Raw genomic sequence first — 20128 nt, forward strand, 5'->3', positions numbered from 1 at the left:
CCCTCACCCCCCAAGAACCGCCTCCATCACCCCCCGCGCGATCGGCGCCGCCAGCCCGCCCCCGCTGATGCCCTCCCGGTCCGCCGTCGTGCCCTCGACCACCACCGCGACCGCGACCTTCGGCTCCACGTCCCCGTCGCCCCGCGCCCACGAGATGAACCAGGCGTACGGCGTGCCCGAGTTGCCGACGCCGTGCTGGGCCGTGCCGGTCTTGCCGCCGACCGTGGCGCCCGGGACCGCCGCCTTCGCGCCGGTGCCCTGGTCCACCACCCCGGTCATCAGCTCCTTGAGCAGCGCCGCCGTCGAGGGGCGCATCACCTCCCGCGAGGGGCGCGACCCGGCCGCCGCCACCAGGCTGCCGCCCGCCCGCAGCGTCCGTTCCACCAGGTAGGGCGAGCGCACCTGGCCGCCGCCCGCCACCGCCGCCGCCACCATCGCCATCTGGAGCGGCGTCGCGCGCGTGTTGTACTGGCCGATCGACGACAGGCCGAGCTGCGCCCGGTCCACCGAGGTGTCGAAGGTGCTTCGTGCGACGGGGAACGGGACCCGCAGCCCGTCGTCGTTGAAGCCGAAGGCCTCCGCCATCGCCGTCATGCCGCGCACGCCCACGTCCACGCCGAGCTTGGCGAACACCGTGTTGCAGGACCACTCGAACGCCTCCCGCAGCGAGGCGTCGCGGCACCCCTCGGCCTCGTTCGTCAGCTTCGTCCGGGTCCCGGGCAGGGTGTACGGGTCGGGGGAGCGGGTCGGCGCGTCCAGGTCGCGGACCACGCCCGCGTCCAGCGCCGCCGCCGCGGTGACCACCTTGAACGTCGAACCCGGCGGATAGGTCCGGCTCACCGCCCGGTTGAGCATCGGCTTGTCCGGGTCGGCGTTCAGCCGGTGCCAGATGCGGGTGGCGGCCGCGCTGTTGCCGGACAGCGACTGCGGGTCGTAGGAGGGGGTGGAGACCAGGGCCAGGATGCGGCCGGTGGCCGGCTCGATCGCGGCCACCGCGCCCTTGCGTCCGTCGAGCCCCTCGAACGCCGCCCGCTGCGCGGCCCCGTCGATCGTCGTCACCACGTCGCCGCCCGGGTTGTGGGCGCCCGTGACGTCGTTCCACAGTGGCAGCGGCGCGAGCATCGGATCGGCGCCGGACAGCAGGCCGTCCTCGGCGTGCTCCAGGAGCGTCGTCCCGTACGCCTGCGAGGCGAAACCCGTGATCGGCGCGTACATCGGCCCGTTCGCGTAGGTCCGTTCGAAGCGCAGGTGCTCGCCGGTGTCCCGGGAGCCGGTGACCGCCTCGTCGCCGACCAGGATGTCGCCGCGCGGCTGCTGGTAGCGGGCGATGTCGGGGCGGCGGTTGGCCGGGTTGTCGTCGTACTCCGGCTTCTGGACGATCTGCACCCGGGCCGCGTTGACCACCAGGGCGACCAGCAGCAGGGCGCAGAAGACGGCCGCGTGCCGGATGTACCGGGTCACGAGGGCGTCCCGCGCCGGGCCGCGTGGCTGACCCGGATCAGCAGCGCCACGATCGCCCAGTTGGTGACGACCGAGGACCCGCCCTGCGCCAGGAACGGCATCGCCATGCCGGTCAGCGGGATCAGCCCGGTCACCCCGCCCGCGATGACGAACACCTGGAGCGCCACGATCGAGGAGAGGCCGACCGCGAGCAGCCGCCCGAAGGGGTCGCGGGCGGCCAGGCCCGCCCGGTAGCCCCGCTCCACCAGCAGCCCGTACAGCAGGAAGACGGCACTCAGGCCGAGGAAGCCCAGCTCCTCACCGGCCGTCGCCAGGATGAAGTCCGACTTGACGGCGAAGCCGATCAGCACCGAGTGGCCGAGACCGAGACCGGTGCCGGTCACCCCGCCCGCCGCGAAGGCGAACAGGGACTGGGCCAGCTGGCCCGGGCCGTCGCCCGCCTCGATGGACGCGAAGGGGTGCAGCCAGTCCTCCACCCTGTTGTGCACGTGCGGCTCCAGCCAGCCCACGGCGACCGCGCCCAGCGAGGCCAGCAGCAGCCCGACGGCGATCCAGCCGGTGCGGCCGGTGGCGACGTAGAGCAGGACCACGAACAGGCCGAAGAAGAGGAGCGAGGTGCCGAGGTCCCGCTCCAGGACCAGGACGCCGACGCTGACCAGCCACACCGCGAGGATCGGGCCCAGGACCCGGCCGGTGGGCAGTTGCAGCCGCCACACCCGGCGGCCCGCGTACGCCAGCGCGCTGCGGTTGGCGGCCAGGTAGGCGGCGAAGAACACCGCGAGCAGCACCTTCGCGAACTCGCCGGGCTGGATGGAGAAGTCCTCGATCCGGATCCAGATGCGGGCGCCGTTCACCGCCGGGAAGAAGATCGGCACGGTGAGCAGGGCGAGCGCCGCGGCGACGCACACATAGGCGTAGCGCTGCAGGACCCGGTGGTCGCGCAGCAGCAGGACGACCACGATGAACAGCGCGACACCCAGCGTCGACCACACCAGCTGGGCCGGGGCCGCCCGGTCGCCCGGCGTCTCCAGGTCGAGCCGGTAGATCAGCACCAGCCCGAGCCCGTTGAGCAGCACCCCGATGGGCAGCAGCAGCGGGTCGGCGTACGGGGCGCGCAGCCGCACCGCCAGATGCGCGAGGACCGCGAGCACACCGAGCCCGGCGCCGTAGCCGACGGCGCCGGGCGGCAGGGCGCCCCGCTGGGCGAGGCCGACGTTGCAGTAGCCGAAGACCGACAGCAGGACGGCCATCACGATGAGCGCGAGTTCGATGCCCCGGCGCCGGGGGAGCCGGGCGACGGGAGCGGGGGTGTCCGCCTGTGCCACGGTGATCCCGGTTCCGGTTCCGGCCTTGGTCATGTCCGGAACTTACCCAAATGATGGGGTGTGTGCGGCGTGCGGCTCAGCACCAGCGCGGCGCGGGGCCGATGTTGTCGATGTAACGGGCCGCGCCCCAGGCCCAGGTGCCGTCCGTGAGGAGGTACCAGAGGGGATTGCCCTTCACCCGGTCGCCGGGCGTCTTGCAGTAGATGGAGACGACCTCGCCCCGGCGGGCGTACCGGATGACGTCCGACCCGCGGGTCGGCGAGGTGCGCAGGGCGAGCCGGTCGGCCGTCACGACGCCCCGGTAGCGGCCCTGCTCCTGGCGGCCGTCGCTCCCGCCCCACTCGTCACCGCCCATCCCGCCGCGGTTCCCCTCACCGGTGACGGCGGAGGCGGAGCCGGCGTCGCCGCCCCGCCCGTCGCTCGCGGCGGCGGGCGTGACGGCGACGGCGGTGGCGAGTGCGCCGGCCGCGAGGGCGGTGGCGAGGCCGCGGACCAGGGACGAGTGCGAGGCCGGTGCGGACAGTGGCGACATGGGAGTACCTCCCGGGAGCGAACGGGTCTTCAGGTGACTAACCGCCACATTAGGAGCGCCCCGGGTCCGCCGCCCGCCGCGCTGAGCCATCGGGGCAGGTGCCGTGGTCAGGGCTGCTGAGGCAGAGTCAGCCGCGCCAGCGCCCCGCCGTCCGGCGGGTTGGTGAACTCCAGCCGCGCCCCGAGCACCTCGGCCTGCCCCAGCGCGATCGTCAGCCCCAGGCCGTGCCCCTTCGTCCCGCCCTCGGTGCGGAACCGCTGCGGCCCGTGCGCCAGGAGGTACGCCGGATAGCCGTCCCCGTGGTCCCGTACGGTGATCACCGCGCCGTCCACGGTCAGCACCACCGGCGCCCGCCCGTGCCGGTGCGCGTTCGCGACCAGGTTGCCCAGCACCCGCTCCAGGCGCCGCCGGTCGGTCTCCACCCACGCGTCCCGTACGACGTCCACGCGCGTGCCGGTGCCCGAGCCCCGCACCACCCGCCGGGCCAGCGCGCCCAGCTCCTCCGGCTCCGTCGCGGGCAGCTCCCGCCCGCTCTCCAGCCGGGAGATCTCCAGCAGGTCCTCGGTGAGGGTGCGCAGCGCCGCCACCCGGTCGCGCACCAGCTCGGTGGGGCGGCCCGGCGGCAGCAGCTCGGCCGCCGCGTGCAGGCCGGTGAGCGGGGTGCGCAGCTCGTGCGCCACGTCCGCGGTGAAGCGCTGTTCGGCGAGCAGCTTGCCCTGAAGCGACGACGCCATGGAGTCCAGCGCGGCGGCCACCGACGCCACCTCGTCCTGCGGGCGCGTCGCATCCTGCGCCCGCGGATCGCCGACCCGCGCGTCCAGGTCACCGGCGCTGATCCGCCGCGCCACCCGCGCCGTGGCGTGCAGCCGCCGCGTCACCCGCGTCACCGCGAACGCGCCGACCAGCAGCGTCGCCCCGATCGCCAGCGCCGACGCCCACACGAGCGTGCCGTCCAGGCTGTCGATGGTGGCCCGACCCTGGGAGTGGTCGACCCGCACCGCCAGCACCCGGCCGCCGTCGGCGGGACCCGCCGCCCACATCGTGGGGCGCCCCGCGTACTCGTCGACCACCGTGCCGCGCCGGCCCGACACGGCCAGCTCCCGCAGCCCCCGCGGCAGCCCCGGCGGATCGACCGCGGCCCCGCGGCGCAGCGGGTCCCCCGCCTCGTACGACTCCGTCGCCTCCCGCAGCCGGGACAGGGCGACGTCACGCGCCTCGCCCACCGTCCGGTTGGTCACCGAGACGTGCACCAGGACGCCGAGCAGCGCGGCGAGGGCGCAGCACATCACGGTGATGAAGACGGCCGCCTTCACCGCGAGCGGTCCGGTCCACCGGGGGAGCGCGAGCCTCACCGGGCGCTCGCCGAGGAGGACGCGGAGGGTGCCGGTGAGGTGGACGGCGCGGCGGACGGACGCTTCGTGTGCTGTCCGCCGTCGTCGGTGCGCAGCATCTCGTCGCTGGTCAGCAGCATGGCCCGCTGGTCCGCGTCCCAGGTCCACTGCAGGCGGTACTCGTACCCGGCGACCTCCGAGGGGGAGCGGACGATCACCGTCCGCCCGGCCAGCTCGACCGCGCTCACGGCGTCCTCGTAGGACATGATCCGCACCAGCCGGTCCTTCTCGACGGTGTACACGCGCACCGCCGTCAGCCGGTCCGGCAGCAGCCGGAAACCCAGCGTCATCTCGGGCCGCCCGTCACCGGTCAGGTCGCGGTAGTACGGCCGCAGCACCGGGCAGCCGCCGTCACCGGCGCCGTCCGGGCCGCAGTCCGCCATCCGCACTGACGTCTCGTGGTACGGCGCCTTCGCGCCCGCGTAGTCGTCCGGGTGCGCGGCGATCTCGGCCCGCACCGCGGCCACCGGGTCCGCCCTGCGGATGTCGCCGCCGGGCACGGCGACGCCCCGCACCGGCGCGTGCTCCACCTCGCCGATGTCGTACGCCGGACTGGACGCCGGCGTCAGGCCGGGCCAGAGCCGGGCCGGCTGGCGCGCGGCGGGCGTCGACCCGGCGTCCTCGAGCCCGCCGGTGTCCCCGCAGGCCGCCAGCGCGCCGGTCGCCGCGGTCGCCAGGAGCAGCGCGAGGGCGGCGGGGACGCGGGCGGGATGCCCGCGGCGGCTCGGGAGCACTGCACTCCAGGGGTTCGGTGATCGGCGTCGGCGGTCCCGCACGGCCGCTGGCGGCACCGCGGACCCGGCGGCACCCACGCGTCTTCGTACGGAAGGCCATTTTGCGTGCGCACGGGCCCGCCGGGCTACTCGGCCAGTTCCTCCAGCAGCCGCACGGTGGCCAGACCGGCCCGGAGATAGGCCACGAACAGGTCGTTGTGCAGCGCCCACGGCGAGCGCCGGGCCCGGATCAGCCGGATCGCCTCCTCGGCGCCGCAGCCCCGGCGCATCAGCGTGTGCGCCACGACGAGACCGGAGCGGTTGTACCCGTGATAGCAGCGGACGAGGACCCTGCGGCCTTCGTCGAGCGCCTCGCCCGCGGCCCGGGCCAGCCGGATCACCCCGGCGAGCTGCGTGCCGTCCAGGGGGCCGTCCGGGATCGGCCAGACATGGTGCTCGACACCCTCGTCCGGCCCGTGTCCGGGCAGCCGCAGCAGCGTCTGCACGAGGTCGAACTCGTCCCGCACCACGGCGGACTCCAGCCGCCCGGCCGACCGCCGGAACTCGTGCCCGCCCATCCACAGCCCCGGCACGATCTCGTCCCACGGCCGGTCCGGGGCCGGCACGTCGGGGCCTTTCCCTCGGGTCCGCACCGGCGCCTCCCCAGTCCCGCCCAGGGCTTGCCCAACTCCTCCCCAAGGTAGCCGGGTTCTTGCCCCGGCAGCACCCCGCCTGGTCCCATGGACGGGGGGTGGTGATGGCATGGACGGACTGCGCGTCGTGCCGACCCGGCACCACGGCCGGGAACGGCTCTACGTCTGCCTTCCGGACGGCGCGAACGTCGCCTGGTACGACCGTGAGACGGCCCGCGTCAACCTGCTGAGCGACGACCGCAGGGACGAGGTCCTCCAGGCCCTCCGTCCCTTCGTCACCGGCCCGGTCACGGTCGGCCCGCCCCCGGTGCCGACCCCCGCCGAGCTGGCCCGGCTCACCCTCCACCCGGACGACGACCTCGCCCCCAACCGGCCCGGCGAGGCCCTCCTGGTCGCCCTGGAGCGCGAGCCCGCACCGGCACACCGGCTGCGCCGCGACCCGCGCCGCCGGGAGCTGGCCGCGGAGCAGGCGACCGGGGCGGCCCTCGACCGTCTCGACGGCGCGGGCTGGCACACCCTGCACTCCCTCCCGCTGCCCGGCGGCGACCGCGTCCACCACCTGCTGATCGGGCCCGGCGGGCTCTTCGCCCTCCACGTGCTGCCCGCCCGCGGCCAGCGGGTGCGGATCGCCGACCCGCTGGTGACGCTGGGCCGCCGCGCTCCCCGCCCCGTGCTGCGCCGGGTCCGCGCGGACGCCGACCGGGCCTCCCACGCCCTGACGGCACAGGTCCGCCCCGTCCTCGTCCTCGTCGGGCCGGCGCACGTCTCCCACACCGCCGCACCCCGCTCGGTGCGCGTCCTCACCGACCGGGAGCTGCCGGACCTGGGCCGCGCGGGAGGGGCGCTGAAACCGGCGGACGTGGAGGCCCTGCACGCCATGGCCCGGGACCGGGCCACCTGGAAGCGACTCTGAGGGCCGGCTCAGGGCAGCGTCGCCGCCCGGCGCCGCTCGAACAGCGGCGCCAGCAGGTCGCCGTAGTCCTGCAGGCGGGGGCCGACGTCCGGCGGCAGGAAGACGAACTGCTCCGCCCGTCCGCATCCGGCGACCTCGTCCCAGGTCACCGGCGTGGAGACCGCGGGCACCTCGCGGGCGCGCACGGTGTACGGGGCGGCCGTGGTCTTGCGCGCGGCGTTCTGGCTCCAGTCCACGAACACCTTCCCCGGCCGCAGGCTGCGCGTCATCCGGTGCACCACCAGCTCCGGCAGCGCCCGCTCCGCCTCCACCGCGAGCGCCTTCGCGTACTCCGACACCCGCTCCGAGGACGACCCCCGCACCCCCGCCAGCAGATGCAGCCCCTTGGCCCCGGAGGTCTTGGCGTACGCCTCGATCCCGTCCGCCGCCAGCCGCTCCCGCAGCCACAGCGCGACCTCGCAGCACTGCACCACCGTCGCGGGCGGCCCCGGGTCCAGGTCGAACACCAGCCGGTCGGCCTCGCCGGGGTCGTCCGCCGTCCACTGGTGGGTGTGGAACTCGGTCACCAGGTTCGCCGCCCACATCAGGCTCGCCAGGTCCTGCACCAGCACCATCCGGGCCGGACCCTCCGAGCGGGGCACCTCGGCGGTGGTGACCCAGTCGGGCGTACCCGGCGGCACGTTCTTGGCGAAGAACACCTGGCCGTCCGGGCCGTCCGGATACCGCAGGAAGGAGACCGCGCGGTCCCGCAGGTGCGGCAGCAGCACCTGAGCGGTCGTCGCGTAGTAGTGCAGCAGCTCGCCCTTGGTGAAGCCGGCCGCGGGATACAGCACCTTGTCCAGGTTGCTGAGGGCCACCCGCCGCCCCTCCACTTCCGTGATAGGCGCCATACCATGAGAGTCTCACGAAACCCGGACAAACCGCCCGGAACTCATTCGGTAGTCGCCCGACAGGAAAGGTGCTGCACGTGCGATCCATCTGGAACGGCGCCATCTCCTTCGGCCTGGTCAGCATCCCGATCAAGCTGGTGAACGCGACCGAGAGCCACTCGGTCTCCTTCCGCCAGATCCACACGGAGGACGGCGGCCGGATCCGCTACCGCAAGGTGTGCGAACTGGAGGACCGCGAGGTCACCCAGGCCGAGATCGGCAAGGCCTACGAGGACGCCGACGGCTCGATGATCCCGATCACCGACGAGGACCTGTCCCAGCTGCCGATCCCGACCGCCCGCACGATCGAGATCGTGGCCTTCGTCCCCGAGGACCGCATCGATCCGCTCCAGATGGGCTCGGCCTACTACCTCGCGGCGAGCGGCGCCCCGGCCGCCAAGCCGTACACCCTGCTGCGCGAGGCGCTCAAGCGCAGCAACCGGGTCGCGATCGCCAAGTTCGCGCTGCGCGGCCGGGAGCGCCTCGGCATGCTCCGGGTCGTCGGCGACGCCATCGCGATGCACGGCCTGCTGTGGCCGGACGAGGTGCGCGCCCCCGAGGGCGTCGCCCCGGAGGGCGGGGTCACCGTGCGCGACCAGGAACTGGACCTCGCGGACGCCCTCATGGACACCCTCGGCGAGATCGACCTGGACGACCTGCACGACGAGTACCAGGAGGCCGTCGAGGAGGTCATCGCCGCCAAGGCGGCCGGCGAGCGGCCCCCGGAGGCCCCCGCGGAGGCGGCGCCGGGGAAGGTGCTGGACCTGATGGCCGCGCTGGAGAGCAGCGTGCGGGCGGCGCGGGAGTCCCGGGACGGCGAGGAGGCCGGGTCGGCCGAGGAGGCGGAGGTCAGATCCCTGCCGCAGCGCAAGACCACTTCCCGGCGGGCCCCCAAGGAGACCGGCGGCAAGAAGTCGACGTCGACGGCGGCGAAGAAGACGGCGGCGGCGAAGAAGGCGGAGCCGAAGAAGTCGACGGCGAGGTCCGCGGGGTCCGCGAAGAAGACGGCGGCCAAGAGCACCGCCAAGAAGACCGCGGCGAAGAGCACCGGCGGGAGCGGCGGCGACAAGGCCGCGGCCAGGGGCACGGGCAAGAGCACCGCCAAGAAGACGGCGTCCCGCAGGCGCAGCGCCTGACGGGCGGGGCGCGGGCGGTCACTTCGGCCGGTGGGTGCGCTCCGGGGCCGGGCGTTCAGTCGATCGTCCAGGCGGACGCGGACGCCCGGGGTATCGCGGACGGCGCGGGCTCGAAGACGGCGGGGCTCGCCGCGGCGGACTCCGTCGGCGAGAGGGAGGCCGGGGCGAGTGAGGCCGGTGTGGGCAGGGCGGGGCTCTCCTCCAGGCGCTGCCCGATGGTCTCCGCCGGTCCGCTGCCCGGGGTGGCCGGACCGGTGGACAGCTGCGACCACGCGGTCAGGGCGAGGGCGACCGCGGCGGCCGTGCCGAGCACGCGCCCCGTGCGCCGCAGCCGGGCCCGGCCGTCCAGCTCGCGCCAGGCCGGTCCGGTCCAGGTCTCCTCCCGGCGCCACGCCTCGCCGACCGTGCCACGAGTGCGGTCGGGGTGATCGGGGTGATCGGGGCGGTCGGTGTGACCGGGGTGCTCGTGACCGGGGTGATCGGTGTGACCGGCGGGCGGCTCCTCCGGTCGCCATCCGGGGACCCGGTCGCGCGCGGAGGGTTCCCTGGGGGCGGAGGCGCGGATGGCGCGCTCGTCGTCCTCCAGGAACAGCCGCCAGACGTACTCGGGCACGTCCGGCGCACCGTCCGGCTCACCCGGTGTGTCGCCGCTGCCCGGTCCGGAAGCGGTCATGGTCCCGCTCTTCTCGTCGTCGGCCCCGGACGGACGCGGGCGGGAGGAGGGGTCGGCCCGCCCACCACCGGGTCCGGCACCGGATGGTCATGGCCCGGCGGACTCCGTCGGCCGCCACCCCGTAAGAACGTGCGCGACCGGCGGCCCGTTCCCCGCGCCCCCGGTCGTGACGCGGTCGTAATAGGGCCCGCGCCCCGGTGCTCAGGGGGCCGCCGGGGACGGAGTGGGCGTCGGGGAGGCGGTGTTCACGTTCAGGTCGGGGCGCGGCTTGAGCACCAGCACCCGCTCGCCCGGCTGCGGCGGGGGCGGGGTGACCTTGTCCCTCGGCAGCTTCGCCGGGCCGGTCTGCTGGAAGGTGACCTGGTCGTACTCGACCAGCCCGGTCCTCTCCAGCACCGTGATGTGGTCCAGGACGGTGTCGTTGGCCAGGTCAGCCAGCTGCCGCACGAGGGTGTTCTTGGTGGAGGCCCGGATCTTGGCGATGGCCGGGAAGATCTGACCGTGGGTCACCCGCATGATGTTGACCGCCGACGCGTCGAACTCCCCGCCCCTCTTCGCGTCCACGGTGGCCACGAAGCCCTCCTGCTGCGGGGAGGCCCGGTTGGGCAGCGTGATGCCCAACTCGGGGGAGATCTCCCGGCACATCGCGTCGAGACCGGCGTGCCCGACGACCAGGTGCTCGCCCGCCGTCTTCATCGCCTTCGTCGTACCGCGCTCCATCACCATCTCGCCCAGCGGGTACTCCCACAGCCCGGCGGCGCGGACCTTGACCACGAAGTCGCGGTCGGCCTCGGTGAGCGGACCGAACTTCGTACTGGCCACCACCCGGTTCTGGTCGCCGTCGGCCTTGTCCAGACCGAGCACGGCCGGGAAGGCCAGCGCGGTGAGGGTCAGGGTCATCGCACCGAACAGGACGACGACTCCGATCCTGCTGCGGGACAGGCGCATGGTGCCTCCAGGGGCGACGCGGGGGACGAACGCGCGCGCTCGCGCGCGTGCTCGTACGGCTACGCCAGGAGATACGGGAACGGCGGCCGGATCCTTCACCGCCGAGGCACGGAACTTGCGGAGCGCGCGCCCCGCCTCAGCCGATGTCGGCGCCGTACACGCGCTCGACCGTGAGGGTGAGCAGCACCCGGCGGTCGGACACCATCGTCGACCGGTACTCGTCCCAGTCCGGGTGCTCCCCGGCCGCGGCGCGGTAGTACTCCACCAGCGCCTCGACCTCCGGTCCGTGCGGGTCGGTGCCCGGCCCGGTGAGGGTGACCACGCCCTCGGCGGTGGCCCAGGACCTGCCGTCCTGGGCGGTCACCTCCAGCGCGGCCCGCGGGTCCCGGCGCAGGTTCGCCGTCTTGGCGAGGCCCTCGCGGGTGGACACGCGGATGACGCCCGCGTCGGGGTCGTAGGCGGGCATGACGGGCGAGAGCTGCGGGCGGCCGTCCGACTTGATCGTCGCCAGGACGCCGAGCCGGCTCTCCGCCAGCAGGGCACGGGGGTCGAAGCCAGATGTGGTGGTCATGGTCAGATCCTCACCCCCCGCCCCGTGTCCTGTCCCGTAAACCGTCCGCCGAACGCGCCGGGCGTGCTCAGGGCACCGAGGGGCCGCCCAGGTAGGCGCCGTCCTCGTCGTAGGGCCAGGCGTTGGCCACACACCCCTTGAGGCCCTTGATCTGCTGCATCATCGCCGGAGCGGGCCGGCCGGCCCCGGGGCAGGTCTCGTGGCCGTGACCGATGCGGTGCCCGACCTCGTGATTGACGATCAGCGCCCGGTACTCGTGGATCGGGCCGTCGAACTGAGGGGAGCCCAGCACCCAGCGCTTGAGGTTCACCACGACGTCCGTGCCGACGCTGCAGTTGACCTCGCCCCGGGTGAGCAGGCCCGCGGCGCCGCAGATCTCGTCGACGGTGCCCGGCGTGGCGATCTTCACCACGAAGTCGTAGGAACCGCTGCCGACCAGCCGGAAGGAGTTGCGCCCGTCCCGGGTCCAGCCGCGGCGGTCGGCGAGCACCTCGGATATCTCGGCGGCGGCGGCGCTCGGCCGGACGTCGATGCCCTCCTCCACCAGGACCTTGTAGCGGCGTACGCGGCTGCCGGTGCCCACGGTCGAGCCGTCGGCCCGGGCGGTGACGAAGGTGCCGGGTCCGGTCGCCGGAATGGCGATGGTGCCGGGGGAGGGCGGGGCCGAGGGCGACCGGGAGGTCTTCGGGGACGGTGCCGCCGAGGGGGAGCCGGAGGGGGGCGGCGTACGGGTGGAGGCGTCCAGGGCGTCCTTGACGTCGGCCACCTGGTCGTCCGTCACCGGCGGCCGGGTCTCCCGCCAGTACGCGACGGCGGCACCCGCGGTGACCAGGACGCCCCCGAGGGCGAGGCAGGCCAGGGCCGCGCGGGCGGGTCCGCGGCGTCTGCGTCCCAGGGAGCGGGATCTGCCCCCGGCACCGTCCGGGCCGGTTCTCCGGCCGGTCCGGCGGGCGGTGGTTCGGCCCACGGGGTGCGTCCTCTCTGCTGGTCGTCGGGGCGCGCACAGCGGACTCCGATGTGCTGTTGTACCCCCAAGATCCAAGCGGACGGACGTGCGAAAGCGGCACGGTTTCCGAGGTGTGCCTTCTCACGCGGACATCCGACCCGTGCGGGCAACCGTTCGACGCCCCGGAACGTCTTCGCCCAGAACGCCCGCGTCGGGGCCGCCCGGTGGAGACCGGGCGGCCCCGACGCATGCGGGGACGGAGCGCCGTCAGCCGGCGGGGGACCGCTCCCAGCGGTAGAAGCAGCGCGCCATCGCGTCCTTCGGACCGCGCCAGGTCGCCGGGTCGTACGCCGAGACGTACGGTTCGAGCCGCTCGCTGACCTGGCGGAACTCCGGGTGCCCGGTCAGTCTGCCGATGGTCGGGGCCGGGTCCTCGTCGCTCTCGATGAGGTGCAGGTACACGCCGTCACCGAACTCGAAGAGGCTGCGCCGGTTGACGCCCACCAGGTGCGGCAGTTCACCGCTGTCGGACTCCGCGAACACCTTCGCGATGTCCGGTGCCGCGCCGGGTGCCATCCGGGCGACGATCAGTGTGTGGTGCATGGGGTGCTGCCCTTCGCCGATGTCCGTCGGTGTCAGTCGGCGAGCACCGACGCGGTCCGCCGCTCGCCCGCCGCCTGCTCGATCCGGTCCCGGATCAGCGCCATCTGCGTACGGGAGTTGCGGTTGATGTTGTCCGTCATCCACGCGTCGTCCACGGGCGCGTCCGGCTTCATCGCGAAGTCCTGCGTCCAGCGCATGACGACGCCCTCGGCGGTCTCCGCGTACTCCCAGACGATGTTCATGTACTGGAAGGGGCCGGTCTCCACCCGCTGGGCGCGGACCGTGCGGGTGACGGGGTCCGCGACCCGCTCGGAGACCCAGCTCCACACCTTGCCGTCGGCGTCCGGGTGCATGGTGAGCCGGAACGTGACGCGGTCCTCGTCGCGGTCGAGCACCTCGACGGAGGCGTACTCGCTGAACAGCCGGGGCCAGTTCTCGATGTCGTTGGTCATGTTCCAGACCAGCTCCATCGGGGCGGCGATGGTGATCTCGTTGTCGGTGTGCCCTGCCATGTCACACTCCCGTCTTCAGGGCGCCGTTGACCAGCGCGAGGAAATCCGCGGGCGTCTTGCAGCGCTCGGCCTGCTCGGGCAGGCCGAGTCCGTACCGCTTCTCCAGCTCGGCCACGATGCCCAGCAGGCCGAGGGAGTCCAGGCCGAAGGTGTCGAAACCGTCGTCGGCCTGCTGCTGGAGGATGATCGGGTCGACGTGCACGCCGGCGGTGCTCTTCATCAGCGCCGACAGCTCCTCGACGGTCACCTGGTAGTCCAGCTGGTCGGTCATGGGTGTCCTCCTTGACTCGGGTTGGTCGGTCACGGATTCCTCCGTGGACGTCGGTCGTGGGGCCGTCGGTCGGCGGCCCTCGGTCAGCGGCCCTCGGCCGGGACGGCGCCCCGGCGCAGGACGAGCGCCGAGTTGGATCCCATGAGCCCGCGCGCCAGGACCAGGGCGGTGCGCTGCTCGGCGGGGCGGGCCCGCCCGGTCACCAGGTCCAGGTCGTGGCACACGTCGAAGACGTGCGGCGTCGGCGGGATCAGCCCGTGCTCCATCGCGAGCACCGCCGTCGCCACGTCCAGCACCGGCGCCGCGCAGTACGCCCGCCCGGTGCCGGTCTTGGGCGCGGTGACCGGCACCCGCCCGGCGTGCGGGCCCAGCGCGTCGGTCAGGGCCAGCGCCTCGGCCCGGTCGGCCTCCGGGACCCCGAGGGCGTCCGCGAAGACCACGTCGACCTCCTCGGGCCGGCAGCCCGCCTCGGCCAGGGCGCCCTCGATCGCGCGGGCCAGCCCCTCCCGGGACTCGGCCCAGCGGCCGGGCCCGGTGAAGGTCGCCGCGTGCCCGGCCACCGTCGCCCGCACGTCCGCCCCGCGCTCCCGGGCCGCCCCCTCCTCCTCGACGACGAGTACGGCACCGCCCTCGGCCGGTGCGAACCCGCAGGCCGCGTCGGTGAACGGGCGGTAGGCGCGGTCGGGTTCGACGGCCCGGCTCAGCTCGGGGTAGCCCAGCTGGCAGACGATCGAGTACGGGGCCAGCGGTGCCTCCGTCGCGCCGCAGACCACCGTGTCGGTGCCGTTGCGCACGGCCAGCGCCGCGTGCGCCAGGGCGTCCAGGCCGCCCGCCTCGTCGGCGGCCACGACCCCGCAGGGGCCCTTGAAGTCGTTGCGTATGGAGACCTGGCCGGTGCTGGCCGCGTAGAACCAGGCGATCGACTGGTAGGGGCCGACGTGGCGCGAGCCCTGGCCCCACAGGTTCTGCAGCTCCCGCTGCCCGAACTCGCCGCCGCCCGAACCGGCCGCGGTGACCACGCCGACCGAGTACGGCGAGGCGACATCGGCCCGGCCGAACCGGGCGTCGGCCAGCGCGTGCTGGGTGGCGGCCAGCGCGAAGTGCGTGAACCGGTCGGTCTGGACGAGGAAGCGGTCCTCGACCGTCTCGGTCGCGTCGAAGCCGTGCACCTCGCCCGCGACTCGCAGCGGCAGGTCCGCGCAGCCCTCCCGGGTGACGGGCCCGAGGCTGCTGGCGCCGTCGGCGACCGCCTTCCAGTGCGCCTCGACACCGGTGCCGTGCGGCGACACCACGCCGAGTCCGGTGACGACCGCGCGCCGGCTTCCACCGCCGCTGCCGGTCCGTTGTGGTCCGCTCATCGCAGCCCTCCTTCACTGCCGCTCAGTACGACCGCGGACTGGAAACCGCCGAAGCCGCTGCCCACCGACAGCACGTGCCGCAGCGTCCGCTCGCGTGCCTCGCGCGGCACGTAGTCCAGGTCGCACTCGGGGTCGGGGGTGGTGTAGTTGGCCGTGGGCGGCACCACCTGGTGGGCCAGCGCCAGCACGCACGCGGCCAGTTCGATCGAGCCGATCGCGCCGAGCGAGTGGCCCACCATGGACTTGATCGAGCTCATCGGCGTCGCGTAGGCGTGCTCGCCCAGCGAGCGCTTGACGGCCGCGGTCTCGTGCCGGTCGTTCTGCTGGGTGCCGGAGCCGTGCGCGTTGACGTAGTCGATCGCGGAGCCGTCGAGGCGGGCCATGTCCAGCGCCGTGTCGATGGCCCGCGCCATCTCCAGGCCCTCCTTGGTGAGCCCGGTCATGTGGTACGCGTTGCCGAAGGTGGCGTAGCCGGAGACCTCGCAGTACACGTGCGCGCCCCGGGCCCGGGCGTGCTCCAGGTCCTCCAGGACCAGCACCGCCGCGCCCTCGCCCATGACGAAGCCGTTGCGGTCGGCGTCGAAGGGGCGGGAGGCGTGCGCGGGGTCGTCGTTGTTCGGCGAGGTCGCCTTGATGGCGTCGAAGCAGGCCATGGTGATCGGCGATATCGGCGAGTCCGCCGCACCCGCCAGGCACACGTCGACCCGCCCCTCGGCGACCGCGTGATAGGCGTACCCGACGGCGTCGAGGCCGGAGGTGCACCCGGTGGAGACCGTCTGCACCGGCCCGCGCACCCCGAACTCGTCGGCGACCGCGGAGGAGAGGGTGGCGGGGGTGAAGGCACGCTCCAGGTGCGGCTCGGCCCGCCGGTCGTCGACGTCCCAGCGCGAGCCGCGCTCGCTGACCAGGACGTAGTCGTGCTCCAGCCGGGTGGTGCCGCCGACCGCCGTGCCGAGGGTGGCACCGGCCCGCCAGGGGTCCTCGCGGTCCATGTCGAGGTTCGCGTCCCGCACCGCCTCCGAGGCGGCCACCAGCGCGAACTGCACGTACCGGTCGCAGCGCTGGGCGGTGGCGAGGCCGAGCCCGTGGTCGGACGGCTCGAAGTCGCACTCGGCGGCGATCTGCGAACGCAGCCCGGCCGGGTCGAACAGGGAGATCCGGCGCGTCGCCGTACGGCCCTCGGACAGCAGCCCCCAGAACTGGGGCACGCCGATCCCGCCCGGGGCGACGACGCCTATGCCCGTGACGGCGACCCGGCGCCGGGTCATGACACCACCTCGGCCGCCGTGGCGGGCCGCTCGTGACCGGCGCGGTCCGGGTGGCTCGCGTGGCCCGCGTGCGCCCCGTCGCACGGGAGCGCGTTGCCCTCCGCGTCCTCCGTGTCGACGTGGCCCAGCTCCGGGCGCGGGGCCAGCGGCCCCAGGTGGAACACCAACCGCGCCTCGACGTCGCCCGCGTTGCGGAAGCGGTGGCGCATGTCCTGCGGGATCAGCAGCCCCTGGCCGGTGGCGAGCGAGTGCGGCACCCCGTCCAGGTCCACTTCGAGGGCGCCCTCCGTGACGTACACGAACTCCTCGGAGTACGGGTGGTAGTGCTCGGCGATGCGGTCGCCGGGCTGCACGATGGCCACGCCCATGAAGCCGCTGGTCGACCCGGCGGTGGTGGGCGTGAGAAGGGCGCGGAGGTCTCCGCCGCGGCGGCGGTTCGGGGCGATGTCGCCGAGGGAGACGATGCGTACCTGCTGGTCTGTCATGTCGTTCACTCCGGGGTGACGGGAGGAAGGGGGAGAAGCGGGGAGAAGCGGGGAGAGGCGGGAAAGACCGCGGAAGCTGCGGCGGGTTCGCGCGGACCCGCGGGCGGGCACGCCGTCGGACCCGGCCGCCGCGCGGTCGCGGGGAGCGTGGTTCAGGAGCCGGCCGAACGCCGGTCGGTGAGGGGCGTCATCCGCAGCGGGGCCAGCAGCCGGGCCTGCGCGGCGGCCTCGGCCGACACCCCGTCGACGCCGAGCGCGGCGGTGTCCAGCAACCGCCCGGCGGCCTCGGCGGCCTCCGGCCCGCGCAGGCCGAGGACGTCCGCGGGCGCGGCCTCGGGGTCGCCGTCCACGTCGACGAGCCGTACGACGAGGTCGTCGCGGTGGAAGACGGTGGCCGCGAGCACCGGGCTGTCCGGGGCCTGCGCGGTGGACGCGTCCTGGCGGGCCAGCAGCCGGGCCAGTTCCGCACCGGCGCCCGGACGCACCGGGTAGAGCAGCGCGAGCCGCTCGACGCGCGCACCGGCCCGGCCGGGGGAGGCCGCGTGGTGGACCGCCGGCATGGCGGCCCGGGTGAAGAACCGCCGGGCCGACCGCGGGTCGGCGAGATCCCGGTCCTGCTCCAGATACGGGTTCAACGCCTCCTCCACGGCCCGCACCCCGGGCTGCCGGGCGACGTGGCGCAGCGCGGTCTGCAGGTCGCCGCGCACCTCCACGGCCCGCACGATCCGGTTGCCGGACATGAACAGCGAGGTGCGCAGCAGCCGCGTGGTGCCGTCCACGTGGGCGTCGGGCGACACGTACTCGGACAGCAGCCGGGCGGTCTCGGCCTCGGTGCCGGGCCGTACGGTGAAGGTCAGGGCGTGGCGTACGACGTTGCCCCCGATCCGGGGGGCCGAGCGCGGCTCACCGGGCGCGGGACGGGCGCCCTCGGTCTCCCGCAGGACGCTGTAGCGCAGCGAGTGGGTGTCGCGGACGCAGGTCTGCAGCGGCTCCACGGTGTCCAGGTGCTCGTCGCTGTTGACCCAGGCCAGGAAGGGCGCGGCGCTCTCCCACTCGCTGGTCAGCAGCCACTGGGTCGGGTTCTCCAGGGACTGGCAGAGCTGGTCGCTGACGTGGCCCTCAACGGCGGCGACCCGGTCGCGGATGCGCTCGTAGGCGTCCAGGAACTCCTGCTGCATTCCGTCGTGGACGTCCAGCATCAGGACCACCCGCACGCGGTTGCCGTCGAACGCGGATATCGACACGCCACCCACTTCCGTCGCCACGGCGGGCGACGGCGACGCCGTGCCCGACGCCGTGGTGGCATCCGTCGCGTCCGTGCTCGGGGCATCCGTCGCTACGACGGGAGAGACCGTCATCCGGCCCACCTCTTCTCCGGGAACTTCGTCGTGGACTGGGGCGATCGTCGGCGGCGCCCGCCGGGCGGGCGGGGTGCGACGGTCGCGTAAGCACGATCGTGGGCCGTGCCCGCGAGGTCCGCGAACCAGGAGGGTTAAGCGGGTGAAGCCTGCGCCGCCGCGGGCCCCGACGGGCCGCACGGGGCATGCATGAAGGCCCCGGCGCACCCCTGTCGGACCCACTCACACGTCTGCCGCACGTCTGCCGCACGGCAGACGCACGTCAGTCGCACCTGTCGCACACCTGTCGCACAACGGAGGACGAACCATGAACGAAAGAGCCGACCGGTCCGGCGGCGCCCCAGGGGGCGACCGGACCCACCGCGTCCCGGTCCTGGTCGTCGGCGGGTCCCTGGTGGGCCTGTCGACCTCGGTGTTCCTGGGGCGGCTGGGCGTCCGGCACACCCTGGTGGAGCGGCACGCGGGCACCTCCATCCATCCCCGCGGGCGCGGCAACAACGTGCGCACGATGGAGATCTTCCGGGTGGCGGGCGCCGAGCCGGACATCCGCCGGGCCGCCGCCACCCTGGCCGACAACCACGGCATCCTGCAGGCCCCGACCCTGGCCGGGGACGCGGGCGAGTGGCTCTTCAAGCAGATCGACCCGGGCGGCGGACTGGCCCGCTTCAGCCCCAGCTCGTGGTGCCTGTGCAGCCAGAACGACCTCGAACCCGAACTCCTCACCCACGCCGTCAACCTCGGCGGCGACCTGCGCTTCGGCACCGAACTGCTCTCCTTCGAGGCCGACACCGACGGTGTCACCGCCATCGTCAAGAGCCGGGAGACCGGCGAGCACACCACCATCCGCGCGGACTACCTGGTCGCCGCCGACGGCCCCCGCAGCCCCGTCCGCGAGCAGCTCGGCATCGGTCAGAGCGGCCCCGGCGACCTCTTCCACAACATCAGCATCACCTTCCGCTCCCGCCGCCTCGCCGACGTCGTGGGCGACCGCCGCTTCATCGTCTGCTACCTGACGGACGAGAACGCCGACGGCGCCCTCCTGCCGGTCGACAACCGCGAGAACTGGGTCTTCCACGCCCCGTGGCACCCCGAACAGGGCGAAACGGTCGAGGACTTCACCGACGAGCGCTGCGCCGCCCACATCCGCCGCGCGATCGGCGACCCGGACCTGGACGTCGAGATCACCGGCAGGGCCCCCTGGCACGCCGCCCAGCGCGTCGCCCGCAGCTACCGCTCCGGCCGCGTCCTGCTGGCCGGCGACTCGGCCCACGAGATGTCCCCCACCGGCGCCTTCGGCTCCAACACCGGCATCCAGGACGCCCACAACCTCGCCTGGAAGCTGGCCGCGGTCCTGGAGGGCTGGGCGGGCGAGGGCCTCCTGGACACCTACGACATGGAACGGCGCCCGGTCGCGGAGGCCACCAGCGCCCGTGCCGCCCACCGCTCGGTCGAGCACAGCCACCCGGGGTTCGCGCCGCCGCCGGTCGTGGGGGGCGGGGGGCCGGGCGGCCCCGGCGGTGCGCCAGGTGGTCCCGGCGGGCCGGGAGGTGCGCCCGGCGGCGGTCCCGGTGGGGGTCCCGGTGGCGGTCCGCAGCGCGGCATCCTCAACGTCGCCCTCGGCTACCGCTACCCCCGGGGCGCGGTCGTCGGCGCCGACCCGGCGACGCCGGTGGTCCCGGAGGGCCTCGACCTGTCCGGCGCGCCCGGCAGCCGGGCTCCCCACCTCTGGCTCCGCCGGGGCGAGGAGCGCCTGTCCACCCTGGACCTCTACGAGGACTCCCTCGTCCTGCTCAGCGACGCGGCCCAGCCCACCGGCTGGCACGAGGCGGCCGCCGAGGTGGCCGCCGGGATGCGGGTCCCGCTGAAGTCGTACCGCGTGGGCGGGACGCCCGGGGCCGACCTGACCCCGGACGACGAGGAGACCGACTGGGCGCGCGCCCACGGAGTGACCCGCGGCGGCGCGGTCCTGGTCCGCCCCGACGGCTTCGTGGCCTGGCGCTCCCCGGGGCCCGCTCCCGACCCGGCGGCGATGCTGCGCCAGGTGGTGGGGTCGGTACTGGCCCGCTCCTGAGGCACCCCCCC

21 protein-coding genes are annotated in these 20128 nt (G+C 74.5%); 3 read left to right on the plus strand and 18 right to left on the minus strand.

Annotation, left to right across the window (positions count from 1 at the left end):
- Positions 1-3 precede the first annotated feature (3 nt).
- The 6 genes from ACGH52_RS26065 to ACGH52_RS26090 form a co-directional block, all read right to left on the minus strand.
- Positions 4-1461, minus strand: coding sequence for a penicillin-binding transpeptidase domain-containing protein (locus ACGH52_RS26065; protein ID WP_399942742.1), 1458 nt, complete (start codon positions 1459-1461; stop codon positions 4-6).
- Positions 1458-2819: an FtsW/RodA/SpoVE family cell cycle protein gene (locus tag ACGH52_RS26070; RefSeq protein ID WP_399942745.1), complete on the minus strand. Its 1362-nt coding sequence runs from the start codon at positions 2817-2819 to the stop codon at positions 1458-1460. The genes ACGH52_RS26065 and ACGH52_RS26070 overlap by 4 nt, the downstream gene beginning before the upstream one ends.
- 43 nt (positions 2820-2862) lie before the next feature.
- Positions 2863-3318, minus strand: coding sequence for an SH3 domain-containing protein (locus ACGH52_RS26075; RefSeq protein WP_210974691.1), 456 nt, complete (start codon positions 3316-3318; stop codon positions 2863-2865).
- A 107-nt stretch (positions 3319-3425) separates the two neighbouring features.
- Complete coding sequence (locus ACGH52_RS26080; RefSeq protein WP_121700568.1) at positions 3426-4670, minus strand: ATP-binding protein; 1245 nt, start codon at positions 4668-4670, stop codon at positions 3426-3428.
- A complete protein-coding gene (locus tag ACGH52_RS26085; RefSeq protein WP_399942749.1) occupies positions 4667-5443 on the minus strand; it encodes a hypothetical protein in 777 nt (258 codons plus the stop codon). Before ACGH52_RS26085 ends, ACGH52_RS26080 begins: the two co-directional genes overlap by 4 nt.
- Positions 5444-5568: 125 nt before the next feature.
- Positions 5569-6075 carry a dual specificity protein phosphatase family protein gene (locus ACGH52_RS26090; RefSeq protein WP_399942752.1) on the minus strand — a complete coding sequence of 169 codons (507 nt, stop codon included), beginning with the start codon at positions 6073-6075 and terminating at the stop codon, positions 5569-5571.
- 109 nt (positions 6076-6184) lie between these two features.
- Here ACGH52_RS26090 and ACGH52_RS26095 point away from each other — a divergent pair, with 109 nt between their 5' ends.
- Entirely contained in the window at positions 6185-6988 is an 804-nt protein-coding gene (locus ACGH52_RS26095) for a nuclease-related domain-containing protein (RefSeq protein WP_399942755.1), read from the plus strand.
- Between the two features lie 8 nt (positions 6989-6996).
- On the opposite strand, the gene ligD is transcribed toward ACGH52_RS26095, so the two are convergent.
- Positions 6997-7878: a non-homologous end-joining DNA ligase gene (gene ligD, locus ACGH52_RS26100; RefSeq protein ID WP_121700738.1), complete on the minus strand. Its 882-nt coding sequence runs from the start codon at positions 7876-7878 to the stop codon at positions 6997-6999.
- A gap of 77 nt (positions 7879-7955) precedes the next feature.
- Here ligD and ACGH52_RS26105 point away from each other — a divergent pair, with 77 nt between their 5' ends.
- On the plus strand, positions 7956-9053 hold the full coding sequence (locus ACGH52_RS26105; protein WP_193777398.1) for a Ku protein: 1098 nt from the start codon (positions 7956-7958) through the stop codon (positions 9051-9053).
- A 55-nt stretch (positions 9054-9108) separates the two neighbouring features.
- Here the strand turns inward: ACGH52_RS26105 and ACGH52_RS26110 are convergent, their stop codons facing one another.
- The 11 genes from ACGH52_RS26110 to ACGH52_RS26160 all read right to left on the minus strand — a co-directional run bounded on the left by ACGH52_RS26110 (position 9109) and on the right by ACGH52_RS26160 (position 18046).
- A complete protein-coding gene (locus ACGH52_RS26110; protein ID WP_121700736.1) occupies positions 9109-9726 on the minus strand; it encodes a hypothetical protein in 618 nt (205 codons plus the stop codon).
- Positions 9727-9927: 201 nt separating this feature from the next.
- On the minus strand, positions 9928-10674 hold the full coding sequence (locus ACGH52_RS26115) for a DUF4142 domain-containing protein (RefSeq protein ID WP_121700735.1): 747 nt from the start codon (positions 10672-10674) through the stop codon (positions 9928-9930).
- 136 nt (positions 10675-10810) lie between these two features.
- Positions 10811-11245, minus strand: a complete 435-nt coding sequence (locus ACGH52_RS26120; RefSeq protein WP_121700734.1) for a PPOX class F420-dependent oxidoreductase — start codon at positions 11243-11245, stop codon at positions 10811-10813.
- Positions 11246-11312: 67 nt separating this feature from the next.
- Positions 11313-12212, minus strand: coding sequence for a DUF3152 domain-containing protein (locus ACGH52_RS26125; protein WP_399942761.1), 900 nt, complete (start codon positions 12210-12212; stop codon positions 11313-11315).
- A 246-nt stretch (positions 12213-12458) separates the two neighbouring features.
- Positions 12459-12794, minus strand: a complete 336-nt coding sequence (locus ACGH52_RS26130) for a TcmI family type II polyketide cyclase (protein WP_059301429.1) — start codon at positions 12792-12794, stop codon at positions 12459-12461.
- A 32-nt stretch (positions 12795-12826) separates the two neighbouring features.
- Positions 12827-13306, minus strand: coding sequence for an SRPBCC family protein (locus ACGH52_RS26135; protein WP_059301430.1), 480 nt, complete (start codon positions 13304-13306; stop codon positions 12827-12829).
- Position 13307: 1 nt separating this feature from the next.
- Positions 13308-13577: an acyl carrier protein gene (locus tag ACGH52_RS26140; RefSeq protein WP_399942765.1), complete on the minus strand. Its 270-nt coding sequence runs from the start codon at positions 13575-13577 to the stop codon at positions 13308-13310.
- A gap of 83 nt (positions 13578-13660) precedes the next feature.
- Entirely contained in the window at positions 13661-14935 is a 1275-nt protein-coding gene (locus ACGH52_RS26145) for a ketosynthase chain-length factor (RefSeq protein WP_121700878.1), read from the minus strand.
- Positions 14932-16203: a beta-ketoacyl synthase gene (locus ACGH52_RS26150; protein WP_076976334.1), complete on the minus strand. Its 1272-nt coding sequence runs from the start codon at positions 16201-16203 to the stop codon at positions 14932-14934. Before ACGH52_RS26150 ends, ACGH52_RS26145 begins: the two co-directional genes overlap by 4 nt.
- The gene (locus tag ACGH52_RS26155; protein ID WP_399942769.1) at positions 16200-16688 is read right to left on the minus strand and encodes a cupin domain-containing protein; all 489 of its coding nucleotides are present in this window, start codon (positions 16686-16688) and stop codon (positions 16200-16202) included. The genes ACGH52_RS26150 and ACGH52_RS26155 overlap by 4 nt, the downstream gene beginning before the upstream one ends.
- 152 nt (positions 16689-16840) lie before the next feature.
- Positions 16841-18046, minus strand: a complete 1206-nt coding sequence (locus ACGH52_RS26160; protein WP_399942772.1) for a SchA/CurD-like domain-containing protein — start codon at positions 18044-18046, stop codon at positions 16841-16843.
- Positions 18047-18353: 307 nt separating this feature from the next.
- Between ACGH52_RS26160 and ACGH52_RS26165 the strand changes: the two genes are divergently transcribed.
- Positions 18354-20117 carry an FAD-dependent oxidoreductase gene (locus tag ACGH52_RS26165; protein ID WP_399942775.1) on the plus strand — a complete coding sequence of 588 codons (1764 nt, stop codon included), beginning with the start codon at positions 18354-18356 and terminating at the stop codon, positions 20115-20117.
- The last annotated feature ends 11 nt before the right edge of the window (positions 20118-20128 follow it).

The organism is Streptomyces sp. BBFR25 (assembly GCF_044590125.1).
In the GTDB taxonomy this organism is placed as follows: Bacteria; Actinomycetota; Actinomycetes; order Streptomycetales; family Streptomycetaceae; genus Streptomyces; species Streptomyces canus_D.